Below are 20,514 nucleotides of genomic sequence, written 5' to 3' on the forward strand. Positions count from 1 at the left end.
CCGGTGTGCCGTGTTGATGGAGGCGCATTATAGGGAACGGTTCGGATAGCGCAAGCGTAAACTACAACTTTTTTACCAACCGTTCACTTTGCACCCAAAACGGGGAAAAAGTAAGCAAAAACCCTACAAAACGCCAAAAAAAACGGGCCCGGGGCCCGTTTTTTGACGCACACACTTACTGGTGAGCCGTAATGATGTCGTTTTCCACATCCATTTCGATGGTTTTGCCGGGAACCAGCGTGCCAGCCAGAATCTGCTGCGCCAGCGGGTTCTCGATCTGCTGCTGTATTGCCCGTTTCAGCGGACGCGCACCATAGACCGGATCATAACCATTTTCTGCCAGCAGTCGCAGCGCCGCATCCGAGATGTGCAGCTGATAACCCCGTTCATCCAGACGTTTGTAAAGCCGCTGCAGCTGAATCTGCGCGATAGACGCAATATGTTTCTCAGCCAGCGGATGGAACACCACCACTTCGTCGATACGGTTAATGAACTCAGGACGGAAATGTTGTCCGACCACGCCCATGACGATCTCTTTCATTTCCGGGTAGCCGAGGTCGCCAAACCGCTCCTGGATAAGATCCGATCCCAGGTTAGAGGTCATAATCACCACGCTGTTGCGGAAATCAACCGTCCGTCCCTGCCCATCCGTCAGACGCCCGTCATCCAGCACCTGCAGCAGAATGTTAAAGACATCCGGATGCGCCTTCTCAACCTCATCCAGCAGGATCACGGAATAAGGACGACGACGCACCGCTTCGGTCAGATAGCCGCCCTCTTCATAGCCCACATAGCCGGGAGGAGCACCCACCAGCCGCGACACAGAGTGTTTTTCCATAAACTCGGACATGTCGATACGCACCATCGCATCGTCACTGTCAAACAGGAAGTTCGCCAGCGATTTACACAGCTCGGTTTTACCTACCCCGGTCGGGCCCAGGAACAGGAATGAACCAATAGGCCGGTTAGGATCAGACAGACCGGCGCGGCTGCGTCGGATGGCATTCGAAACCGCCTCGACTGCTTCATCCTGTCCGATAACCCGGCCATGCAGGTCCTGCTCCATACGCAGCAGCTTATCGCGCTCCCCTTCCATCATTCGTGCCACCGGAATACCGGTCCAGCGCGCCAGCACATCAGCGATTTCCACATCCGTGACGCGGTTGCGCAGTAACTTCATGGTCTTGCCTTCCGCCTGGGTCGCGGCCGCTAACTGTTTTTCCAGTTCCGGGATCTTACCGTACTGCAGCTCCGACATCTGAGCGAGATCGCCCTGACGACGGGCCTGCTCTAAATTCAGTCGCGCCTGCTCCAGTTCAGCCTTGATGTTCTGGGTGCCAGAGAGTGACGCTTTCTCTGTCTTCCACTCATCTTCCAGTTCGGCATATTCACGCTCTTTCTGGCTGAGCTCCGTTTCCAGCATTTCAAGGCGCTTAATGCTGGCATCGTCCGCCTCTTTCTTCAGCGCCTGCTGCTCCAGCTTCAGCTGAATGATGCGGCGCTCCAGTCGATCCAGCGATTCAGGCTTCGAGTCCATCTGCATACGAATGCTGGAGGCGGCCTCGTCGATCAGGTCTATCGCTTTATCGGGCAGCTGACGATCGGCGATGTAACGATGAGAAAGCGTAGCCGCCGCGACAATCGCCGGGTCGGTGATCTGCACATGGTGATGCAGTTCGTAACGCTCTTTCAGGCCGCGCAAAATAGCGATGGTATCTTCCACGCTCGGCTCGGCCACAAAGACCTTCTGGAAACGGCGCTCCAGCGCGGCATCTTTTTCGATGTACTGACGGTATTCATCGAGCGTCGTTGCCCCGACACAGTGGAGTTCACCCCTGGCCAGCGCGGGCTTAAGCATGTTGCCTGCATCCATCGCGCCATCGGCTTTACCGGCGCCCACCATCGTATGCAGCTCGTCGATAAACAGAATGACGTTGCCTTCCTGTTTTGCCAAGTCGCTCAGCACGCCTTTCAGACGCTCTTCGAATTCGCCGCGATATTTTGCCCCGGCCACCAGCGCCCCCATATCCAGCGCCAGTACCCGACGGCCTTTCAGCCCTTCAGGCACTTCGCCGTTAATGATACGCTGCGCCAGTCCTTCAACAATCGCGGTTTTACCCACACCGGGTTCACCAATCAGCACCGGGTTGTTTTTCGTCCGGCGCTGCAGCACCTGAATGGTACGGCGGATCTCTTCATCACGGCCAATAACCGGATCGAGTTTGCCTTTCTCCGCCCGCTCGGTGAGATCGATAGTGTATTTCTTTAAAGCCTGGCGCTGATCTTCAGCCCCCTGATCGTTCACGTTGTCCCCTCCCCGCATCTGCTCAATCGCACTGGTAATTTTTTCGCGCGTGGCACCCGCTGCTTTGAGCAGGTCGGCCAGTGAGCCGCGTGATTCCAGGGCAGCCAGAACAAATAATTCGGATGAAATAAAGTTATCGTTGCGTTTCTGCGCCAGTTTGTCGCACAGGTTCAGCACCCGCACGAGGTCAGATGAGGGCTGCACATCCCCTTCGCTGCCTTCGACCTGTGGCAGACGATCAATAGCCTGCTCAACCTGCGCGCCAAATGGCGCGACGTTAACGCCTGCTGAGGTCAGTAAAGGTGAAACGGATCCGCCCTCCTGTCTGAGCAGTGCGCTCATCAGGTGCAAAGGTTCTATGAATTGATTATCGTGTCCCAGAGCCAGGGACTGTGCGTCGGCGAGAGCCAGCTGAAATTTGTTGGTAAGACGATCCAGACGCATAATTCCTCCCATTACAGGTCAAAATGCTACTGGAGATTAGATGAGGTCATCCCTCAAATTTTCAAGGTTAATGACCTGAGATTTGAGTAAAAAATGCGCTGACTGGACCGTCTTATGGCGTAAGGTTATAACAGCCAGATCAAAGTTGCCATACGTCCGGTTATCCCATCGCGACGGTAGGAGAAGAAATTGTCGCGCTGTGTACAGGTACAACGGGCGTCGGCACTGATGGACTGCACGCCCGCAGCCTGTAACCGCATCCGGGCCAGCATCCAGATATCAGCGTAAAAGCGATCGCCTGCCAGACGAAAAGCCGCTTCGGCGCGCGCGTCCTGCGCAACAAACGCCTGCCGCACCTCGGCACCGACTTCAAACGCATCGGGCCCGATAGCCGGTCCAAGCCAGGCATGAATCTGATCGGGCGGCGAACGAAACTGTGCCAACGTATTTTCCAATACGCCCGCGCAGAGTCCGCGCCAGCCTGCATGCGCCGCCGCCACTTCACGTCCATCCTGTGAGCAGAACAGAACCGGCAGGCAGTCGGCGGTCATGATGGCACAGACGGTGCCGGGCTGATCGGTGATACAGGCATCCGCACGCAGTGGCGCACTGCCCCCTGCCGTCAGACGCACAACATCCGTGCCGTGAACCTGCTCCAGCCACTGTGGCATGGCGGGCAACCCCGCTTCTGTCACCAGTCGCTGCCGGTTCTGCGCCACCGCGACGGGATCATCCCCTACGTGCCCGCCGAGATTCAGTGCATGCCAGGGGGAGGCGCTGACTCCTCCCTGCCGTTGTGTCGAGCAGGCCCGGACACGGGATGACCCAGGCCACTCGGGCGTGATCAGGTCCATCACCAGTCCATCTGGTCTTTAAACTCTTCGGTATCCGCTTTCAGGGCCGCAATCAGATCGACCATATCCTGCGGAAGCGCGGCGTGGAACTCCATTTCGATTCCGCTGATAGGATGATAGAGACGCAGCATGGTGGCATGCAGCGCCTGGCGATCGAATCCACGCAGCGCGCTGATAAAGGCTTCTGACGCGCCTTTTGGCGGACGCGGGCGGCCACCGTACAGCGGATCGCCCACCAGCGGATGGCTGATGTGCGACATGTGCACACGGATCTGGTGCGTACGGCCGGTTTCCAGACGCAGCCGCAGACGGGTATGCGCGCGGAAGTGCTCCATGATGCGGTAATGGGTCACCGCCGGTTTACCCATCGGATGGACCGCCATGTGAGTACGTTTGGTGGAGTGACGGCTGATGGGCTGCTCAACCGTGCCGCCTGCGGTCATCGTACCAATCGCGACCGCTTCATATTCACGGGTAATTTCGCGGCGCTGCAGCGAGTCCACCAGATGCGTCTGAGCGGGAACGGTTTTCGCGACCACCATCAACCCGGTAGTATCTTTATCCAGACGGTGTACGATGCCCGCACGCGGCACATCCATAATCGCAGGATAGTGATGCAGCAAGGCGTTTAACACCGTGCCATCCGGATTGCCGGCGCCAGGGTGCACCACGAAGTCACGCGGTTTGTTGATAACGATGATGTCTTCATCTTCGTAAACGATGTCGAGTGGCAGGTTCTGCGGCTCCCAGCGCTGTTCCTCCTCGATCTCAGCGTCAATCGCGACCAGCTCGCCGCCCAACACTTTTTCTTTTGGTGTCTCTACCATCACACCGTTTACCGTCACGCGACGGTCGAGGATCCACTCTTTTATGCGAGAACGTGAATAATCAGGGAACAATTCCGCCAAAGTCTGATCTAAGCGTTGTCCGAGTTGTGATTCGGATACCGTTGCGGTGAGTTGAACTTGTTGTGCCATATACAGCTTCTTCGTTAACGTTGGGTTTTCACGGCGATGCCGTTTAATATAATGTGCTATCGTACCTGGTCATTACCGGGAGCTATACGGACAGCTTCCGCCATAACATTTGAGGATAATCACTTCGTCATGACGCGTATGAAACATCTGGTGGCTGCTGCCACACTGAGCCTGGCACTTGTTGGTTGTTCCGGCTCAAATGACGCGGTACCGGACAGCCCGCCTTCTGAAATCTATGCCACAGCGCAGCAAAAGCTGCAGGACGGTAACTTTAAAGCTGCGATTAAGCAACTGGAAGCGCTGGATAATCGTTATCCGTTCGGTCCTTATGCGCAGCAGGTTCAGCTGGATTTAATCTACGCGTACTATAAAAATGCCGATCTGCCTCTGGCGCAGGCGGCCATTACCCGCTTTATGCGTCTGAATCCTACACATCCGAACATTGACTATGTCATCTATATGAAAGGTCTGACGGATATGGCGCTGGATGACTCGGCACTGCAGGGCTTCTTTGGTATCGATCGTTCTGACCGTGACCCGACGCACGCCCGTGACGCTTTCCGCGATTTCGCCCAGCTGCTGCGCAACTACCCCAACAGTCAGTATGCGGCCGATGCGCAAAAACGTCTGGTCTACCTGAAAGATCGCCTGGCCAAATATGAACTCTCAGTGGCGCAATTCTATACTAAGCGTGAGGCGTATGTCGCGGTTGTTAACCGTGTTGAAGGGATGATGCGCGATTATCCGGATACGCAGGCCACCCATGATGCCCTGCCGCTGATGGAAAATGCCTACCGTCATCTGCAGCTGAACGCTGAAGCTGACAAAGTGGCGAAGATTATCGCTGCGAACAACAGCTGATAGCCCGACCGGTCTTCAGACACAAAAAAGCAGCCTGCGATGGCTGCTTTTTTGTGCTCACAGAACAGTCAGAACTGGATCTGAATACTGCTAGTTAACCCATCAAGCATGCCCTGTTAATCGTTTCGCTTCAAGCCATTTCAGCCCGTTTCTCTGCCTTTCTCGCAGAACAATTCTGCTGACAAAAAGTGACATTTTTTCGTGACCGTAATCTCACATTTACCGTTTTTTCGCGCTATGCTGAAAGGACCAAGACGGAAATGACAGAGAGGTAAGCATAATGATTCTGAACATTACCAGTAAACAAATGGAGATCACCCCGGCAATCCGAAGCCATGTTGAAGACCGTCTCGCCAAGCTGGAAAAATGGCAAACCGACCTGATTAATCCGCATATTGTCCTGTCCAAAGAGCCCAAAGAATTCGTGGCCGATGCCACTATAAACACACCAAACGGGACCCTGGTAGCCAGTGCCAAGCACGATGATATGTATACCGCTATCAACGATTTGATCGCGAAGCTCGAACGTCAGCTGAATAAGGTTCAGCACAAGTCTGAAGCGCGCCGTGCCAGTGCCAGCGTAAAAGACATTATACCCGCTGGCGAAGAGTCCTGATTTTGCTAACGCGCCTCCGGGCGCGTTTTTTATTGACAGCTTTTGAGCAGTACGGTTACTCTCAGTCCACTCTCTCGTCGGATGTCACAATGAAACCTGATCTGTTTTTCTTCGCTTTCTTTTTTACCTTCCCCTGAACGGGAGGCCATTCGTCGTGTGAGAATGAAAGCGAAGACGAACAACGAAGCCTCCCAACCGGGAGGCTTTTTTATTGGATAGCATACAGGTGAGCCCTATGAATCCCGACAATCCATTGCTGGCGCTACGCGATAAAATCAGCGCAGTGGATAAAAAACTTCTGACGCTGCTGGCCGAGCGTCGTCTGCTGGCCGTAGAAGTGGCACAAGCGAAGCTGGCGACGCATCGCCCGATTCGGGATGTGGAGCGTGAGCGCGCGCTGCTGGAAAATCTGATTGTGCTGGGAAAAGCGCATAAGCTGGATGCCCACTACATCACCCGCCTATTTCAGCTGGTGATTGAAGATTCCGTCCTGACTCAGCAGGCGCTGCTGCAGAAAAACCTCAACCATCCGCATGCGCATGCCGCCCGTATCGCCTTCCTGGGCCCGAAAGGTTCCTATTCCCATCTTGCCGCCCGTAACTACGCCTCGCGCCATTTTGACAGCATGGTGGAGTCGGGCTGCCTGAAGTTTCATGACATCATCAAACAGGTCGAAAACGGCGTCGCGGACTATGCGGTGATGCCGATTGAGAACACCAGTTCCGGTTCGATCAACGACGTCTATGATTTGCTGCAACAGACCAGTCTCTCTATTGTGGGCGAGCTGACCCTTCCTATCGACCACTGCGTGCTGGTCAATGGCCCTACCGATTTACAACAGATTGAAACCGTCTACAGCCACCCTCAGCCTTTCCAGCAGTGCAGCCAGTTCATTAACCGTTTCCCGCACTGGAAAATCGAATACACCGAAAGCACGGCGGCGGCGATGGAGAAAGTGGCGGCGCTTAACTCCCCTACCGTCGCGGCACTGGGCAGTGAAGCCGGTGGCGAGCTGTATCAGCTGCAGGTGCTGGAGCGTAATCTGGCTAATCAGCAGCAGAATCATACCCGTTTCATCGTGCTGGCGCGTAAAGCGATCGACGTTTCCGATCAGGTTCCGGCCAAAACTACCCTGATTATGGCGACCGGCCAGCAGGCGGGTGCGCTGGTTGATGCGCTGCTGGTGCTGCGTCAGCATAACCTGATTATGAGTAAGCTTGAGTCGCGCCCGATTAATGGCAACCCGTGGGAAGAGATGTTTTACATTGATGTGCAGGGTAATCTGCAATCGGAACGGATGCAGCAGGCGCTTCAGGAACTGAAAACCATGACCCGCTCTCTGAAGGTGCTGGGCTGCTATCCCAGCGAGAATGTAGTGCCGGTGGAACCGGGCGAATAAAAAAAGAAAAGGCATCCGCAGGGATGCCTTTTTCAGTTCAGTTATGGACGGCTGTCATTCGCCGAGCGTAACAGGCTGCGGCTTTCTACCAGGAAGCGTTTTGCATGATCGCCAAACCACGCCTCTACCCGGTTAAAGCTGGCAATAAAGGCCTGCTTGTCGCCCTGCTCCAGCAGAGCAATCGCTTCACCAAACCGCTGATAGTAACGCTTTATCAGCGCCAGATTACTCTCCGATGACATGATGATGTCCGCATAGAGCTGCGGGTCCTGAGCGAACAGCCGCCCGACCATCGCCAGCTCCAGCCGGTAGATTGGCGAGGAAAGCGCCAGCAGCTGATCCAGATTGACGTTTTCTTCCGCCAGATGCAGGCCGTAAGCGAAAGTGGCGAAGTGTCGCAGCGCCTGAATAAACGCCATGTTCTGGTCATGCTCTACCGCGCTGATGCGATGCAGACGCGCGCCCCAGACCTGAATCTGCTCCAGGAACCACTGATACGCTTCCGGCTGCCGTCCATCGCACCAGACCACCACCTGTTTTGCCAGGCTGCCGCTGTCCGGGCCAAACATCGGATGCAGACCCAGTACCGGACCGCTATGTGCCGCCAGCATCGCCTGCAGTGGCCGGTTCTTAACCGACGCCAGATCGACCAGAATACAGTCTTCCGGCAGAGGCGGCAGCTGAGCGATGACCTGCTCGGTCAGATGAATCGGTACGCTGATAATCACCATGCCGGCATCACTGAGCAGCGCATCGGCCTGCGCCCACTCCTCTTTATCCAGCGTTTTAACCGTATAGCCTGACAGCCCGAGCATTTTTTTAAACAGTCTGCCCATCTGCCCCTTGCCGCCGACGATCACCACCGGGCGCAGCTCAGGACACAGGGTTTTGAAGCCTTTGTCATTCTCGCTGGTATAGGATTCGCGCATCACGCGGCGCAGCACATCCTCGATCAGATCCGGTGGCACACCCAGCGCCTCTGCCTCTTTGCGGCGGGAAGCCAGCATGGAGGCTTCGCGCTCCGGCACGTAGATGGGCAGACCGTAGCGGCTTTTGACCTCTCCGACGTCGGCCACCAGCTCCAGCCGTTTAGCCAGCAGTTCCAGCAGCGCTTTATCCACGCTGTCAATTTGATCGCGTAACGCGGTCAGTTCAGCCACCATTGCTCTTACACCTCTTCTGACAGACGCGCCGACAGCACTCCCTGCAGATCCTGATGCATTTCACGCAGCAGCGTTTCGGTCACATCCCAGTTGATGCAGGCATCAGTAACGGAAACGCCATACTTCATTTCGCTGCGTGGCTGCTCAGAAGACTGGTTACCTTCATTGATATGGCTTTCCAGCATCAGACCAATGATTGATCGGTTCCCATCTTTTATCTGCGCAATAGCGGATTCCGCTACGCCAGGCTGACGACGGTAGTCTTTATTCGAATTACCGTGGCTGCAATCTATCATTAAGGCCGGACGCAGTCCCGCCCTGAGCATCTCTTTTTCACACTGCGCAACATCTTCCGGACCATAGTTGGGCGCTTTACCGCCACGCAGGATGACGTGACCATCCGGATTGCCCTGAGTCTGCAGCAGACAGACCTGACCGGCCTGATTGATGCCGACAAAGCGGTGCGGCATCGCGGCGGCGCGCATTGCATTAATCGCGGTGCCCAGGCTGCCATCGGTGCCATTCTTAAAGCCTACCGGCATCGACAGGCCCGACGCCATCTCACGGTGTGTCTGTGATTCTGTGGTACGGGCACCAATCGCGGACCAGCTGAACAGATCGCCAAGATATTGCGGGCTGTTGGGATCCAGCGCTTCGGTCGCCAGCGGCAGGCCCATCTCCACCAGGCTGACCAGCAGCTGACGCGCAATGTGCAGGCCCGCTTCCATATCGAACGAGTTATCCATGTAAGGATCGTTGATCAGTCCTTTCCAGCCGACAGTGGTACGCGGTTTTTCAAAGTAGACGCGCATCACGATATAGAGCTGATCTTTCAGCTGTTCGGACAAAGTGTGCAGACGACGCGCGTAATCCAGTGCCACTTCCGTGTCGTGAATGGAGCAGGGTCCGCATACTACCAGCAGGCGCGGATCGCGGCCGGCAATAATGTCCGCGATTGTCTGGCGCGAGGCCGCAATCTGATCCTGCTGTTCAGCGGTCAGTGGAAATTTCGCTTTCAGCTCTTCAGGCGTAATTAAGACCTGTTCACCGGCGATATGCACATTGTTCAGCGCGTCTTTTTGCATGATGGCGATCCTTTGGCTCGTATTGGCAGTCATGGACTCCTCGTTGAGGAATGCACACACTGTATCACATTAGATACAGCGAGCAAGGATGGGTGTACATATTTATTACCATACCCATAATCCGCTATCGGAAATACTTTATTAATTCATAATAAACATAAAGTTATAAAAAAAACACTATCAAAGCCACACCCTGTAAAAGTAAATATAATTTTACACCAAGAGACATTGGTGTTTTTGCTCGTTGCGGTCAGAATGGGGATATTCTTTACTGAACCGGGTTGATGACATGCTCCCTTCCCCGCTGAATCTTCATCTGCGCCCTTTCCTGTTAAACGATGTGTCCGCATTTACGGCTGCGGTTAACGCCTCGCTGGACACGCTGATCCCCTGGATGGCCTGGGCGCACCATGACTATCAGCCTCATGAAGCGGAAAGCTGGATACGCTTTACCCACTGGCAACGCATGCGGGAAGAAGCCGAAGAGTTTGCGATAGTTGATCAGCATGACCAATTGCTGGGTGGCGCGGGGATACGCTTTGCCCGGCGTCCAGGGGACACCAGCGCCATCGGCTACTGGGTGCGCAGCGACGCCCAGCGTCAGGGGATCGCCAGCCGTGCGGTTACGGCGTTGCTGCCGCTGGGATTTTCGCGTCCGGAAACCCGGGTGATCGAAATTCTGGCTGCAGAAGAGAACCTGCCCAGCCGGGGTGTGGCGGAGAAGTGCGGTGGCCAGTTTATTGGCTGTCGCTATGGTCTGATCGTGTTAAAAGAGGGGCCGGTGAATACCGCGATTTACCATTTCCAGCGCCCGGAGGCCGGTTAACCGCGCCATCCGGCTGACATCAGGACAAAAAAAGGGGCTGGCATCACGCCAACCCCTTGTTTGCTATTAACTTTCAGATGTCGCGTTAGCGATACCTTAGTTAAGACGCTCTTTAATACGAGCAGACTTACCAGTACGCTCACGCAGGTAGTACAGTTTGGCTTTACGCACAGCGCCACGACGTTTAACAGTGATGCTGTCAATTACTGGCGAGTGAGTCTGGAATACACGCTCAACGCCTTCGCCGTTAGAAATTTTGCGAACAGTGAATGCAGAGTGCAGACCGCGGTTACGAATAGCGATAACCACGCCCTCGAATGCCTGCAGACGTTTTTTAGAACCTTCAACGACCCATACTTTCACTTCCACGGAATCACCCGGGCGGAAGGAAGGTACGTCCTGTTTCATCTGCTCTTGTTCAATTTGCTTGATAATGTTGCTCATAATTAAATCTCATATCCTGGGTAAACTGATAGTCGGGGAAGATTACTCTTCCGCATCATCGTTTTGTTGCTGCTGATGTTCACGCTGGAACTCATTCAGCAACCTTGCTTGCTCTTCAGTCAGAGCCAGGTTTTCCAGAAGTTCAGGTCTTCTCAGCCAGGTACGGCCTAGCGACTGTTTCAGACGCCAGCGGCGAATATCAGCATGGTTGCCTGACAGTAATACTGCCGGAACTTCCACGCCGTCTAACACTTCAGGTCGGGTATAGTGCGGACAATCCAGCAATCCATCCGAGAACGAATCCTCATCAGCTGACGCCTGCTTGCCGAGTACGCCAGGAATAAACCGGGCGACGGCGTCAATCATCGTCATTGCTGGCAGTTCCCCGCCGCTGAGAACGTAATCCCCGATTGACCATTCTTCGTCAACTTCGGACTGGATTACGCGCTCATCAATCCCTTCATAACGGCCGCAGACAAGAATTAACTTGTTGCGTGCCGCCAGTTCGCAAACGCCCTGTTGGTCCAGTTTGCGACCCTGAGGTGAAAGATAAATCACCCTGGCACCTTCACCTGCCGCTGCTTTCGCTGCGGAGATGGCATCCCGTAAGGGTTGTACCATCATCAGCATTCCCGGTCCGCCGCCGTAAGGACGATCGTCCACGGTACGGTGCCGGTCGTGCGTGAAGTCACGTGGACTCCAGCTCTGAATGCTGAGCAGACCGTTTTTTACAGCCCGGCCAGTTACCCCGTAATCGGTAATAGCGCGAAACATTTCTGGAAACAGGCTAATAACACCAATCCACATTGTATTCGCCGTTACGTTACCGTTCGATTCGGAGATCAAAAACCAGGATCCCAATCTACCTCAATGACGCCAGTAGAGAGATCGACTTTCCTGATAACCTGTTCATCAAGAAACGGAATTAACCGCTCCTGAACACCGAATGCATCTTTCAGGTTTGCCTTAACAACGAGAACGTCGTTCGAGCCGGTTTCCATCATATCGATGACTTTACCCATCTCGTAGCCTTCGAGGTTAACCACCTGGCAGCCCATAAGGTCTTTCCAGTAGTAATCGCCCTCTTCCAGCGATGGCAACTGCGTCGAGTCAACCTGAATTTCGCAATTGGTTAACTGCGCTGCCGCATCCCGATCGTCAATGCCTTTGACTTTGATGATCAGGTCCTGATTGTGGTGCTTCCAACTTTCCAGTTCGACCTGCTGCCATTTGCCGGCGCGCTGGATGAACCAGGGTTGGTAGTCGAAGATGCTTTCAGCGTCTTCAGTGGAGGAAAACACTTTGAGCCAGCCGCGAATACCGTAGGCGGCTCCCATCTTACCCAATACGATTGGGTTAACAGGAGGCTGTGCGGCAAGTTGTCTGCTCATGCTCACCACCGTGACAGATTAAGCTGCTTTCTTTGCTTCTTTGACCAGCGCGTTAACGCGATCAGAAAGCGTTGCGCCCTGGCCAACCCAGTGCTCGATACGATCCATATCAAGACGCAGTGCTTCAGCCTGACCAGATGCGATCGGGTTGAAGAAACCAACGCGCTCGATGAAACGACCGTTGCGTGCATTGCGGCTGTCAGTGACGACGACCTGATAGAACGGACGCTTTTTAGCGCCGTGACGTGCCAAACGAATTGTTACCATAACATCCTCTTCAGTTAATAAAACACCCGGTCCCCCATCGAGGAACGGGGTCCGGGTGCTATATAAAAAGCCCGAAAATTTTACTCATTTTGGCGCAAAAAGCAACCTAAACCGCGTCCTTCCAGGCTTTTTTGTGGAACACTTAGCGACCAGGGAAACCTGGCGGCATCATACCTTTCATGCCGCGCATCATTTTCGCCATACCGCCCTTCTTCATTTTCTTCATCATGCGCTGCATGTCGTCGAACTGCTTCAATAAGCGGTTAACGTCCTGTACCTGCATGCCTGAGCCGTTCGCGATGCGACGTTTGCGCGAACCTTTGATGATTTCTGGCTTCTCACGCTCTTTGCGGGTCATTGAGTTAATGATCGCCTCCATGCGCACCAGCACTTTGTCATCCATCTGCGACTTCACATTGTCAGGCAGCTGTCCCATGCCAGGCAGTTTGCCCATCAGGCTGGCCATACCGCCCATGTTGCGCATCTGCTTCAGCTGCTCAAGGAAGTCATTGAGATCAAACCCGTCACCGGTCTTGAGCTTCTTCGCCAGCTTCTCGGCCTGATCGCGGTCGACTTTGCTTTCGATATCTTCGATCAGGGAGAGCACGTCACCCATGCCGAGGATACGTGACGCAATACGGTCCGGATAGAACGGCTCAAGCGCATCGGTCTTCTCACCGACACCCATGAATTTAATCGGCTTGCCGGTGATGTGACGAATCGACAGCGCCGCACCACCGCGAGCATCACCGTCGACTTTGGTCAGGATAACCCCGGTCAGCGGCAGCGCTTCGTTAAAGGCTTTTGCGGTGTTTGCCGCATCCTGACCGGTCATGGCATCGACCACAAACAGGGTTTCTACCGGCTTAACCGCGGCATGCACCTGTTTGATCTCTTCCATCATCGCTTCGTCGACGTGCAGACGACCCGCGGTATCCACCAGCAGCACATCGTAGAACTTCAGACGCGCTTCGCGAAGCGCATTGTTAACGATGTCGACCGGTTTCTGGTTCAGATCGGAGGGGCAGAAATCCACGCCGACCTGCTGAGCCAGGGTTTCCAGCTGTTTGATCGCCGCCGGGCGATAGACGTCGGCAGAAACCACCAGCACTTTCTTTTTATGCTTTTCGCGCAGGAATTTACCCAGCTTACCGACGCTGGTGGTTTTACCGGCACCCTGAAGGCCCGCCATCAGCACGACCGCAGGCGGCTGAGCGGCCAGATCCAGCGCGTTGTTTTCCGCACCCATCGCCGCAACCAGCTCGTTACGAACGATTTTGATAAACTCCTGACCTGGCGTCAGGCTTTTGTTCACATCATGGCCGACCGCGCTCTCTTTCACACGGTTGATGAAGTCACGTACCACTGGCAGCGCAACGTCGGCTTCAAGCAGTGCCATGCGCACTTCGCGCAGGGTCTCTTTAATGTTCTCTTCAGTCAGCCTTCCGCGGCCACTGATGTTTCGCAGGGTTTGCGACAAACGATCGGTTAAATTATCAAACATGGTCTCTCACTTAAAAAGATCGCGAGGCGCCTGATCGGCAGAATGCGGCGGATTATAACACGAAGCCCCGGCGATCTCTGCAATTGCCCCTCAGATCGTTTGGAGCCTGCTTCGGCTGGCGCTATACTGCCTTTTTCCTTATCTGACTGAACCTGAAAGGATCTATGTTCGTTTTCGCGATAGTGGCGCTGTTCGCCTACTCCTTAAGCCTTGCCCTGATCATTCCCAGCCTGCTAAAGCGTCATGGTGGCTGGCGGCGAATGGCGATGATCTCTGCCTGTGTGGCGCTGGTGACACACGCGGTAGCCCTGCAGCAACGCATCTTCGCCATCGATAGCGGACAGAACTTAAGCCTGCTCAATATTGGCTCGCTGGTCAGCCTGCTGATCTGCGCCATCATGACCATCGTAGCGTCACGCAATCGTGGCTGGCTGCTGCTGCCAATCGTCTACAGCTTCGCGCTGATCAACCTCGCCTTCGCCACCTTTGTTCCTAACGCGTTCATCACGCATCTGGAAACCACGCCGGGCATGATGATCCATATTGGCCTGTCGCTGTTCGCCTATGCGACACTGATTATCGCCGCGCTCTATGCGCTGCAGCTGGCGTGGATCGATTATCAGCTGAAAAACAAGCGCCTGGCCTTTACGCAGGATATGCCGCCGCTGCTGACCATCGAACGTAAGATGTTTCACATCACCCAGGTGGGCGTCGTGCTGTTGACGCTGGTGCTCTGTACCGGCCTGTTCTATATGCAGGATCTCTTCAGTGCTGAAAACGTCGATAAAGCCGTCCTCTCGATTATCGCGTGGTTTGTTTATATCGTTTTGCTGTGGGGGCACTATCATGAAGGGTGGCGTGGTCGCCGCGTCGTCTGGTTTAACTGCAGCGGAGCGGTGCTGTTAACCATGGCCTACTTCGGCAGTCGCATCCTGCAGCATCTGCTTGTCCCTGTCTCTCGTTAAAAAGGAAGTTCTGCGTTGGAACATGTTTCAACCACCACGCTGATTATCATTCTCTGCATCATGGTACTGGTTTCTGCCTGGTTTGCCGGGTCGGAAACCGGGATGATGACCCTTAATCGCTATAAGCTGCGTCATCAGGTCAAGAACGGCAGTCGCGCCGCACGCCGGGTAGAAAAACTCCTGCGTCGTCCTGATCGGCTGCTGAGCCTGGTTCTGATTGGTAATAACCTCGTTAATATCCTGGCCTCCGCGCTGGCCACCATCGTTGGCATGCGCCTGCACGGCGATGAAGGGGTGGCGATCGCCACCGGCATCCTGACCTTTGTGGTCCTGGTCTTTGCTGAGGTGCTGCCAAAAACGGTGGCCGCCCTGTATCCTGAGCGGGTTGCCTTTCCCAGCAGTCTGCTGCTGGTGCCGATGCAATACATCATGCTGCCGCTGGTCTGGCTGCTCAACTCGATCACCCGTCTGCTGATGAGAATGGTGGGTATCCGCACCGAGGGTGCCATCAGCTCGGCGCTGAGCAAGGAGGAGTTGCGCACCATCGTCTATGAGTCGCGGAGTCTGATGTCACGCCGTAACCAGGATATGCTGCTGTCGGTGCTCGACCTGGAGAAGGTCAGCGTGGATGACATCATGGTGCCGCGTAACGAGATTGTCGGCATTAATATCAACGATGACTGGAAATCCGTGGTGCGTCAGCTGAGCCATTCACCGCATGGCCGCATTGTGCTGTTTCGTGACTCGCTGGATGACTGCGTCGGTATGCTGCGGGTGCGCGAAGCCTGGCGCATGATGACCGAGAAAAAAGAGTTCACCAAAGAGACCCTGCTGCGCGCCGCCGATGAGACCTACTACATCCCGGAAGGCACGCCACTGAACACCCAGCTGGTAAAATTCCAGCGCAACAAAAAGAAAGCGGGTCTGGTGGTGGATGAGTATGGCGACATCAAGGGCCTGGTGACCATCGAAGATATTCTGGAAGAGATCGTGGGTGACTTCACCACCTCGATGTCCCCGTCGCTGGCCGAAGAAGTGATGCCCCAAAATGATGGCTCGGTCCTGATTGAAGGCAGCGCAAACGTACGCGAAATCAACAAGGCCTTTAACTGGCATCTGCCGGAGCAGGAAGCGCGCACCATCAACGGCATGCTGCTGGAAGCACTGGAAGATATCCCGGCTATCGCCACCCGGGTGCAGATTGGCCACTACAATGTCGATATTCTCGACGTGCAGGACAACATGATTAAGCAGGTGCGTATCACCCCGAAGACACCACTTAAGAAATCAGTCGGTTCCTGAAGCAAAAAAAAACGCCGCAATCGTCATGATGCGGCGTTTTTTTTCAGGAGGCGCTGACTAGATCTGCAGAGCTTTCAGTTTCTCAGCAGGCAGTTTCAGATCGTCATTGCGGTTAACGCCAATCTCATGCGCCAGCACATTGCGGGCGATCTGCTGCGCTTCATCCAGTGAGTGCAGCTTGTAGCTGCCACACTGGTATTCATTCAGTTCCGGGATCTGGTTCTGATCTTTGACTTTCAGAACGTCTTCCATCGCCCCTTTCCACGCTTTTGCTACGCGCTGCTCGTCAGGTGTGCCGATCAGGCTCATGTAGAAGCCGGTGCGGCAGCCCATTGGCGAGATATCGACGATCTCCACACCGTCACCGTTCAGGTGGTCGCGCATGAAGCCGGCAAAGAGATGCTCCAGCGTATGGATGCCACGCTCGGTGAGGATATCAATGTTCGGGCGGCAAAAACGCAGGTCAAAAACGGTAATCGTATCGCCATGCGGAGTCTTCATGGTTTTGGCAACGCGTACGGCCGGTGCGCCCATGATGGTGTGATCAACGGTAAAACTGTCCAGTAGTGGCATACGTCACCTCCTGTTCTGAGAATTTTTTTAAAACGATGAAACTTTTCTGTTCGCCCAACGTCTGAATATATGAAAGACGCGCATTTGTTATCATCATCCCTGACAACAGAGATGTTAATTTGGCCACATTGATGTGGCCTTTTTCTTTTCTACCCTTCCCGGCTCGCCAGATACGCTTCAAAATCCAGCTTATCGCTCGCTTCCAGCTGCTGCTGTGCCGCAACTGATTCCTGCGCCTGGCGCGAGAAATCCTCTTCAGTCAGGACTTCCAGCGGCTCTTCACAGAGCAGATGCGCATACTGTTCAGCCAGCGCCACGCCGGTGCCGGTAACACCGTTGTCCTTCATTGCCTGAAGGATGCGCGCCGAGTAGGTTAGCTCAGGATCGTCAAACGATGCTACCAGTTGATCGCAGACCTGCTGATATTCCGTGCTGTCTTCATTGTTACTGTCTAAGACTTCAGCAACGCGACGCAGATCGGCAAACAGGGTTTTACCCACTTCGACCAGTGAATGTTCCGCTTCGCCACAGCCTACGGCAATTTTCTGCCCCGGTTTGCGCCCTTCCAGCACCACCCGGTTCCAGTTTTTACGGGTGCATTGCAGCTCATCTGCACTCATTTCCGGCGCGTCGGCCAGCGTACACCAGATCAGGAACAGGTCGAGGAAGCGAACCTGATTCTCATCAACGCCGATGGCAGAGAACGGGTTGATATCCAGCGAACGCACTTCGATATACTCGATACCGCCACGCAGCAGCGCATCAGAAGGTGCTTCACCCGAGCGCGTCACGCGTTTTGGCCGGATCGGCGCATAGAGTTCGTTTTCAATCTGCAGCACGTTGGTATTCAGCTGCAGCCAGTTTCCGTCGGCATCTTTTGTCCCCATTGCCGCATACTCTTCGGAAGGCGTCCTGATCGCTTTCTTCAGCGCAGTGACATAGCCTTCCAGCGAGTTAAAGGTGATACCGAGCGCGCTTTGCGACTTGTTGGTGTAACCCAGATCGCTCAGGCGCAGCGAGGTGGCGTACGGCAGCCACATCGTGTCTTTGTCATTGGTTTCGAACGGCAGTGCGCTTTCATGGCCCTGCAGGAAGCTGGAGCTGATAGCCGGTGAGGCGCCAAACAGATACGGGATCACCCAGCCGAAGCGATAGTAGTTGCGGATCAGCCGCAGATAGCCCGCCGAGATCGTCTCTTTTCCGCTTTCCTGATCTTTCACGTCAGCCCACTCCTGCCAGAAGGAGAGCGGCAGCGAGAAGTTGTAGTGAATGCCGGAGATGGTCTGCATCAGCGCGCCGTAGCGGTTTTTCAGCCCTTCGCGGTAGAGCGTTTTCATCTGCCCGATATTGGAAGAGCCATACTGTGCCAGTTCAATGTTGTCGGCATCGTCAATCACACACGGCATACTGAACGGCCACATGCGCTCCTCGCCCAGTTCGCGAGCGACATGACGATGGATATCACGCAGGAATGCCAGCATGTGCTCAATGCTGTGGTCGACTGGCGTGATAAATTCCAGCAACGTTTCAGCGAAATCGGTGGTGATCCAGTCATGCTTCAGCGCCGATCCCAGAGAGTCCGGATGTCCGCTTGTTGCCAGTTCGCCATTTGCCTGCACGCGCAGCGTTTCACGCTCGATGCCACGGCCAATACCTTTAAGGGCATTGGGATGCGCCTCCAGCCAGGAGAGCGCTTTTGATACGTCCGGGATCACATTCCCCCCCCGCTGTGATAATAATTTATTTTTGTTCAGCATAATGTTAACCGTAGCCTCGAATCTGTGCGAATCAATGCCACCATTCCAGCCCCTGTAATGTGGCAGTCGCGATAACGATATAACGCAGTGTCTTGCCGACAGCGAGAAACAGCACTGCGGGCAACCAGGCGAAACGTAACCAGCCTGCGAGCACGCAGAGCAGATCACCTATCACCGGCAGCCAGCTGAATAACAGTGCTGCGGGCCCCAGTCGGTGCAACCACGTCATTGCTGTGTCATGCCATCGCCCCTGACGTTTTAACGGCAGTAAGCGACCAATAATAATGTTGGTTAAGCCGCCCAGTGTGTTTCCCAGTGATGCGGCCAAAAGCAACCCGAAAACTGATGTCTTTTTTGCTATCAGAAATGCAATCAGTAGTGCTTCTGAACTTCCTGGCAGGAGCGTCGCACTTAAAAAGCTACTGCCGAACATCGAGGCAAGGGTGAAGACATCACTCACAGTAAACGGACATCCACCACGGCCATGCCTGCTGCTTTTGCTGCCTGAATACCAAAATCGGCATCCTCAAACACCACACAGCGTGCCGGTGCCACGCCCAGTAATTCGGCGCAGCGTAAAAACGTTTCTGGCTCGGGTTTGTGATGTTTTACGTCGTCAGCGCCGACCACGGCCGAAAACAGCGCACGCACGCCCAGCTGCGTCAGTAACGCCTCTGCCATGCTATGTTCGCTTCCGGTGCCTACCGCCATCGGACGACGCCCCTGATACGCTTTTGCCACCTCCAGCAGAGGCAGCGGTATCACGTTTTCCAGCAGCATCGCTTTCACGGCCGCTGTTTTTTCTGCGGCAAGAAGATAGGGATCAAGTGACGCCTGATTGGATTCAATAATGAACTGCGCAAGCCGCCAGGCGGGCGCGCCATTGAATTCGATGATACGTGCTTCATCCAGCGTCAATCCATAATGCGCCAGTACCTGACGCCACGCTTTTCGATGTGTCGGCTCGGTATCCAGAATGGTGCCGTCCATATCGAAAATCAGGGCGTCATATTGATCGTACATTGTCACTCCGGACGTTCACCAAATGAGATATTACTTTAGCCTAATGTGGACAGGTTGTCGCCAGGGTGGATGAACAGCAAATGCTTTGAAAGCATTAACAATTTTTCTTTTCAGATAAAGGTGATCGCCCACGCCCAGCCATAACAGTACGAATTTGCAGCATTTTTTAGCAATCTTTCAGTGCCGGACAGCAGAAGACGGGCAGGAAGGCAAAACCGGGTACGTCATTGCAGCAGGCAGGTGTCAAAGCCCGCTTAAGTCAGAGTGATGAATTAATGGCGGTAATCAGGGACGAAAGCCCTGCTGGCAAAGCCAGTGGTAAGCTGAGGGAGATCTTTGCAGTTTATCTCTGCGGCGATGACTACGCGTGAGATTGCGGCTGGAAAAATGGAGAGAATGAGTCCAGCCGTATCCTGTCATGGCACTGAAGCGCTTTATCCCGGGAGTATAGGGTGCATCCAGGAGGATGACTCCGCTTGCGCTTCGCCCTCGGGCCGTTGCTGAAGCAACGTTATCTTCCTTAGTGCAGTCTGAACGCGGATTACGTGATGACACTTTGAGGCGCTGATCATAAGTAAGAATATGGTGCATCTAGGAGGATGACTCCGCTTGCGCTTCGCCCTGCGGGCCGTTGCTGACGCAACGTTATCCTCCTTAGTGAGACCTGTACGTTATTCACGTCATGAAACACTGAGGCACTAATCATATTGGAGAATATGGTGCATCCAGGAGGATTCGAACCTCCGACCGCTCGGTTC

General features: G+C 54.5%; 21 protein-coding genes and 1 other annotated feature. Of the genes, 7 read left to right on the plus strand and 14 right to left on the minus strand.

The window, feature by feature from the left end:
- Positions 1–175: 175 nt before the first annotated feature.
- The 3 genes from clpB to rluD all read right to left on the minus strand — a co-directional run bounded on the left by clpB (position 176) and on the right by rluD (position 4,580).
- Positions 176–2,761 (minus strand): ATP-dependent chaperone ClpB, encoded by a 2,586-nt coding sequence (gene clpB / locus RT657_RS11660; RefSeq protein WP_313654658.1) that lies wholly within the window; start codon positions 2,759–2,761, stop codon positions 176–178.
- 113 nt (positions 2,762–2,874) lie between these two features.
- The gene (gene yfiH / locus RT657_RS11665; RefSeq protein WP_313654659.1) at positions 2,875–3,603 is read right to left on the minus strand and encodes a purine nucleoside phosphorylase YfiH; all 729 of its coding nucleotides are present in this window, start codon (positions 3,601–3,603) and stop codon (positions 2,875–2,877) included.
- The gene (rluD, locus tag RT657_RS11670; protein WP_313654660.1) at positions 3,603–4,580 is read right to left on the minus strand and encodes a 23S rRNA pseudouridine(1911/1915/1917) synthase RluD; all 978 of its coding nucleotides are present in this window, start codon (positions 4,578–4,580) and stop codon (positions 3,603–3,605) included. Before rluD ends, yfiH begins: the two co-directional genes overlap by 1 nt.
- Before the next feature lie 129 nt (positions 4,581–4,709).
- On the opposite strand from rluD, the gene bamD reads away from it, so the two are divergent.
- The 4 genes from bamD to pheA all read left to right on the plus strand — a co-directional run bounded on the left by bamD (position 4,710) and on the right by pheA (position 7,456).
- Positions 4,710–5,441 carry an outer membrane protein assembly factor BamD gene (bamD, locus tag RT657_RS11675; protein WP_313654661.1) on the plus strand — a complete coding sequence of 244 codons (732 nt, stop codon included), beginning with the start codon at positions 4,710–4,712 and terminating at the stop codon, positions 5,439–5,441.
- Between the two features lie 280 nt (positions 5,442–5,721).
- Positions 5,722–6,057: a ribosome-associated translation inhibitor RaiA gene (gene raiA, locus RT657_RS11680; RefSeq protein ID WP_111141458.1), complete on the plus strand. Its 336-nt coding sequence runs from the start codon at positions 5,722–5,724 to the stop codon at positions 6,055–6,057.
- A gap of 88 nt (positions 6,058–6,145) precedes the next feature.
- Positions 6,146–6,270 (plus strand) — a sequence feature (Phe leader region).
- The gene (gene pheL / locus RT657_RS11685) at positions 6,147–6,194 is read left to right on the plus strand and encodes a pheA operon leader peptide PheL (protein WP_193555295.1); all 48 of its coding nucleotides are present in this window, start codon (positions 6,147–6,149) and stop codon (positions 6,192–6,194) included. It overlaps the preceding feature by 48 nt.
- Positions 6,271–6,292: 22 nt before the next feature.
- On the plus strand, positions 6,293–7,456 hold the full coding sequence (gene pheA / locus RT657_RS11690) for a bifunctional chorismate mutase/prephenate dehydratase (protein WP_313654662.1): 1,164 nt from the start codon (positions 6,293–6,295) through the stop codon (positions 7,454–7,456).
- 41 nt (positions 7,457–7,497) lie between these two features.
- Here the strand turns inward: pheA and tyrA are convergent, their stop codons facing one another.
- Together tyrA and RT657_RS11700 are read right to left on the minus strand one after the other, a co-directional pair.
- Complete coding sequence (gene tyrA, locus RT657_RS11695) at positions 7,498–8,619, minus strand: bifunctional chorismate mutase/prephenate dehydrogenase (protein WP_313654663.1); 1,122 nt, start codon at positions 8,617–8,619, stop codon at positions 7,498–7,500.
- 5 nt (positions 8,620–8,624) lie between these two features.
- On the minus strand, positions 8,625–9,704 hold the full coding sequence (locus tag RT657_RS11700; RefSeq protein ID WP_313654664.1) for a 3-deoxy-7-phosphoheptulonate synthase: 1,080 nt from the start codon (positions 9,702–9,704) through the stop codon (positions 8,625–8,627).
- Between the two features lie 289 nt (positions 9,705–9,993).
- Here RT657_RS11700 and RT657_RS11705 point away from each other — a divergent pair, with 289 nt between their 5' ends.
- Positions 9,994–10,530, plus strand: coding sequence for a GNAT family N-acetyltransferase (locus tag RT657_RS11705; RefSeq protein WP_313654666.1), 537 nt, complete (start codon positions 9,994–9,996; stop codon positions 10,528–10,530).
- 96 nt (positions 10,531–10,626) lie between these two features.
- On the opposite strand, the gene rplS is transcribed toward RT657_RS11705, so the two are convergent.
- The 5 genes from rplS to ffh form a co-directional block, all read right to left on the minus strand.
- Entirely contained in the window at positions 10,627–10,974 is a 348-nt protein-coding gene (rplS, locus tag RT657_RS11710; protein ID WP_031374778.1) for a 50S ribosomal protein L19, read from the minus strand.
- A gap of 42 nt (positions 10,975–11,016) precedes the next feature.
- Complete coding sequence (trmD, locus tag RT657_RS11715; RefSeq protein WP_313654667.1) at positions 11,017–11,781, minus strand: tRNA (guanosine(37)-N1)-methyltransferase TrmD; 765 nt, start codon at positions 11,779–11,781, stop codon at positions 11,017–11,019.
- A 35-nt stretch (positions 11,782–11,816) separates the two neighbouring features.
- Positions 11,817–12,365 carry a ribosome maturation factor RimM gene (rimM, locus tag RT657_RS11720; protein ID WP_111141451.1) on the minus strand — a complete coding sequence of 183 codons (549 nt, stop codon included), beginning with the start codon at positions 12,363–12,365 and terminating at the stop codon, positions 11,817–11,819.
- Positions 12,366–12,383: 18 nt separating this feature from the next.
- Positions 12,384–12,632, minus strand: coding sequence for a 30S ribosomal protein S16 (rpsP, locus tag RT657_RS11725; RefSeq protein WP_111141450.1), 249 nt, complete (start codon positions 12,630–12,632; stop codon positions 12,384–12,386).
- Between the two features lie 142 nt (positions 12,633–12,774).
- Positions 12,775–14,136: a signal recognition particle protein gene (ffh, locus tag RT657_RS11730; RefSeq protein ID WP_313654668.1), complete on the minus strand. Its 1,362-nt coding sequence runs from the start codon at positions 14,134–14,136 to the stop codon at positions 12,775–12,777.
- A gap of 164 nt (positions 14,137–14,300) precedes the next feature.
- On the opposite strand from ffh, the gene RT657_RS11735 reads away from it, so the two are divergent.
- A complete protein-coding gene (locus RT657_RS11735; protein ID WP_313654669.1) occupies positions 14,301–15,101 on the plus strand; it encodes an inner membrane protein YpjD in 801 nt (266 codons plus the stop codon).
- A gap of 15 nt (positions 15,102–15,116) precedes the next feature.
- Positions 15,117–16,403, plus strand: coding sequence for an HlyC/CorC family transporter (locus RT657_RS11740; RefSeq protein ID WP_313654670.1), 1,287 nt, complete (start codon positions 15,117–15,119; stop codon positions 16,401–16,403).
- Between the two features lie 57 nt (positions 16,404–16,460).
- On the opposite strand, the gene luxS is transcribed toward RT657_RS11740, so the two are convergent.
- The 4 genes from luxS to yqaB form a co-directional block, all read right to left on the minus strand.
- Entirely contained in the window at positions 16,461–16,976 is a 516-nt protein-coding gene (gene luxS / locus RT657_RS11745; protein ID WP_128085950.1) for an S-ribosylhomocysteine lyase, read from the minus strand.
- 149 nt (positions 16,977–17,125) lie between these two features.
- On the minus strand, positions 17,126–18,733 hold the full coding sequence (gshA, locus tag RT657_RS11750; protein WP_313654672.1) for a glutamate--cysteine ligase: 1,608 nt from the start codon (positions 18,731–18,733) through the stop codon (positions 17,126–17,128).
- 31 nt (positions 18,734–18,764) lie between these two features.
- Positions 18,765–19,166 carry a YqaA family protein gene (locus RT657_RS11755; protein WP_313654893.1) on the minus strand — a complete coding sequence of 134 codons (402 nt, stop codon included), beginning with the start codon at positions 19,164–19,166 and terminating at the stop codon, positions 18,765–18,767.
- A gap of 23 nt (positions 19,167–19,189) precedes the next feature.
- Positions 19,190–19,756, minus strand: a complete 567-nt coding sequence (gene yqaB, locus RT657_RS11760) for a fructose-1-phosphate/6-phosphogluconate phosphatase (RefSeq protein WP_313654673.1) — start codon at positions 19,754–19,756, stop codon at positions 19,190–19,192.
- Positions 19,757–20,514: the final 758 nt, after the last annotated feature.

Origin of the sequence: Pantoea sp., assembly GCF_032114055.1 — a bacterium.
GTDB lineage: Bacteria > Pseudomonadota > Gammaproteobacteria > Enterobacterales > Enterobacteriaceae > Pantoea.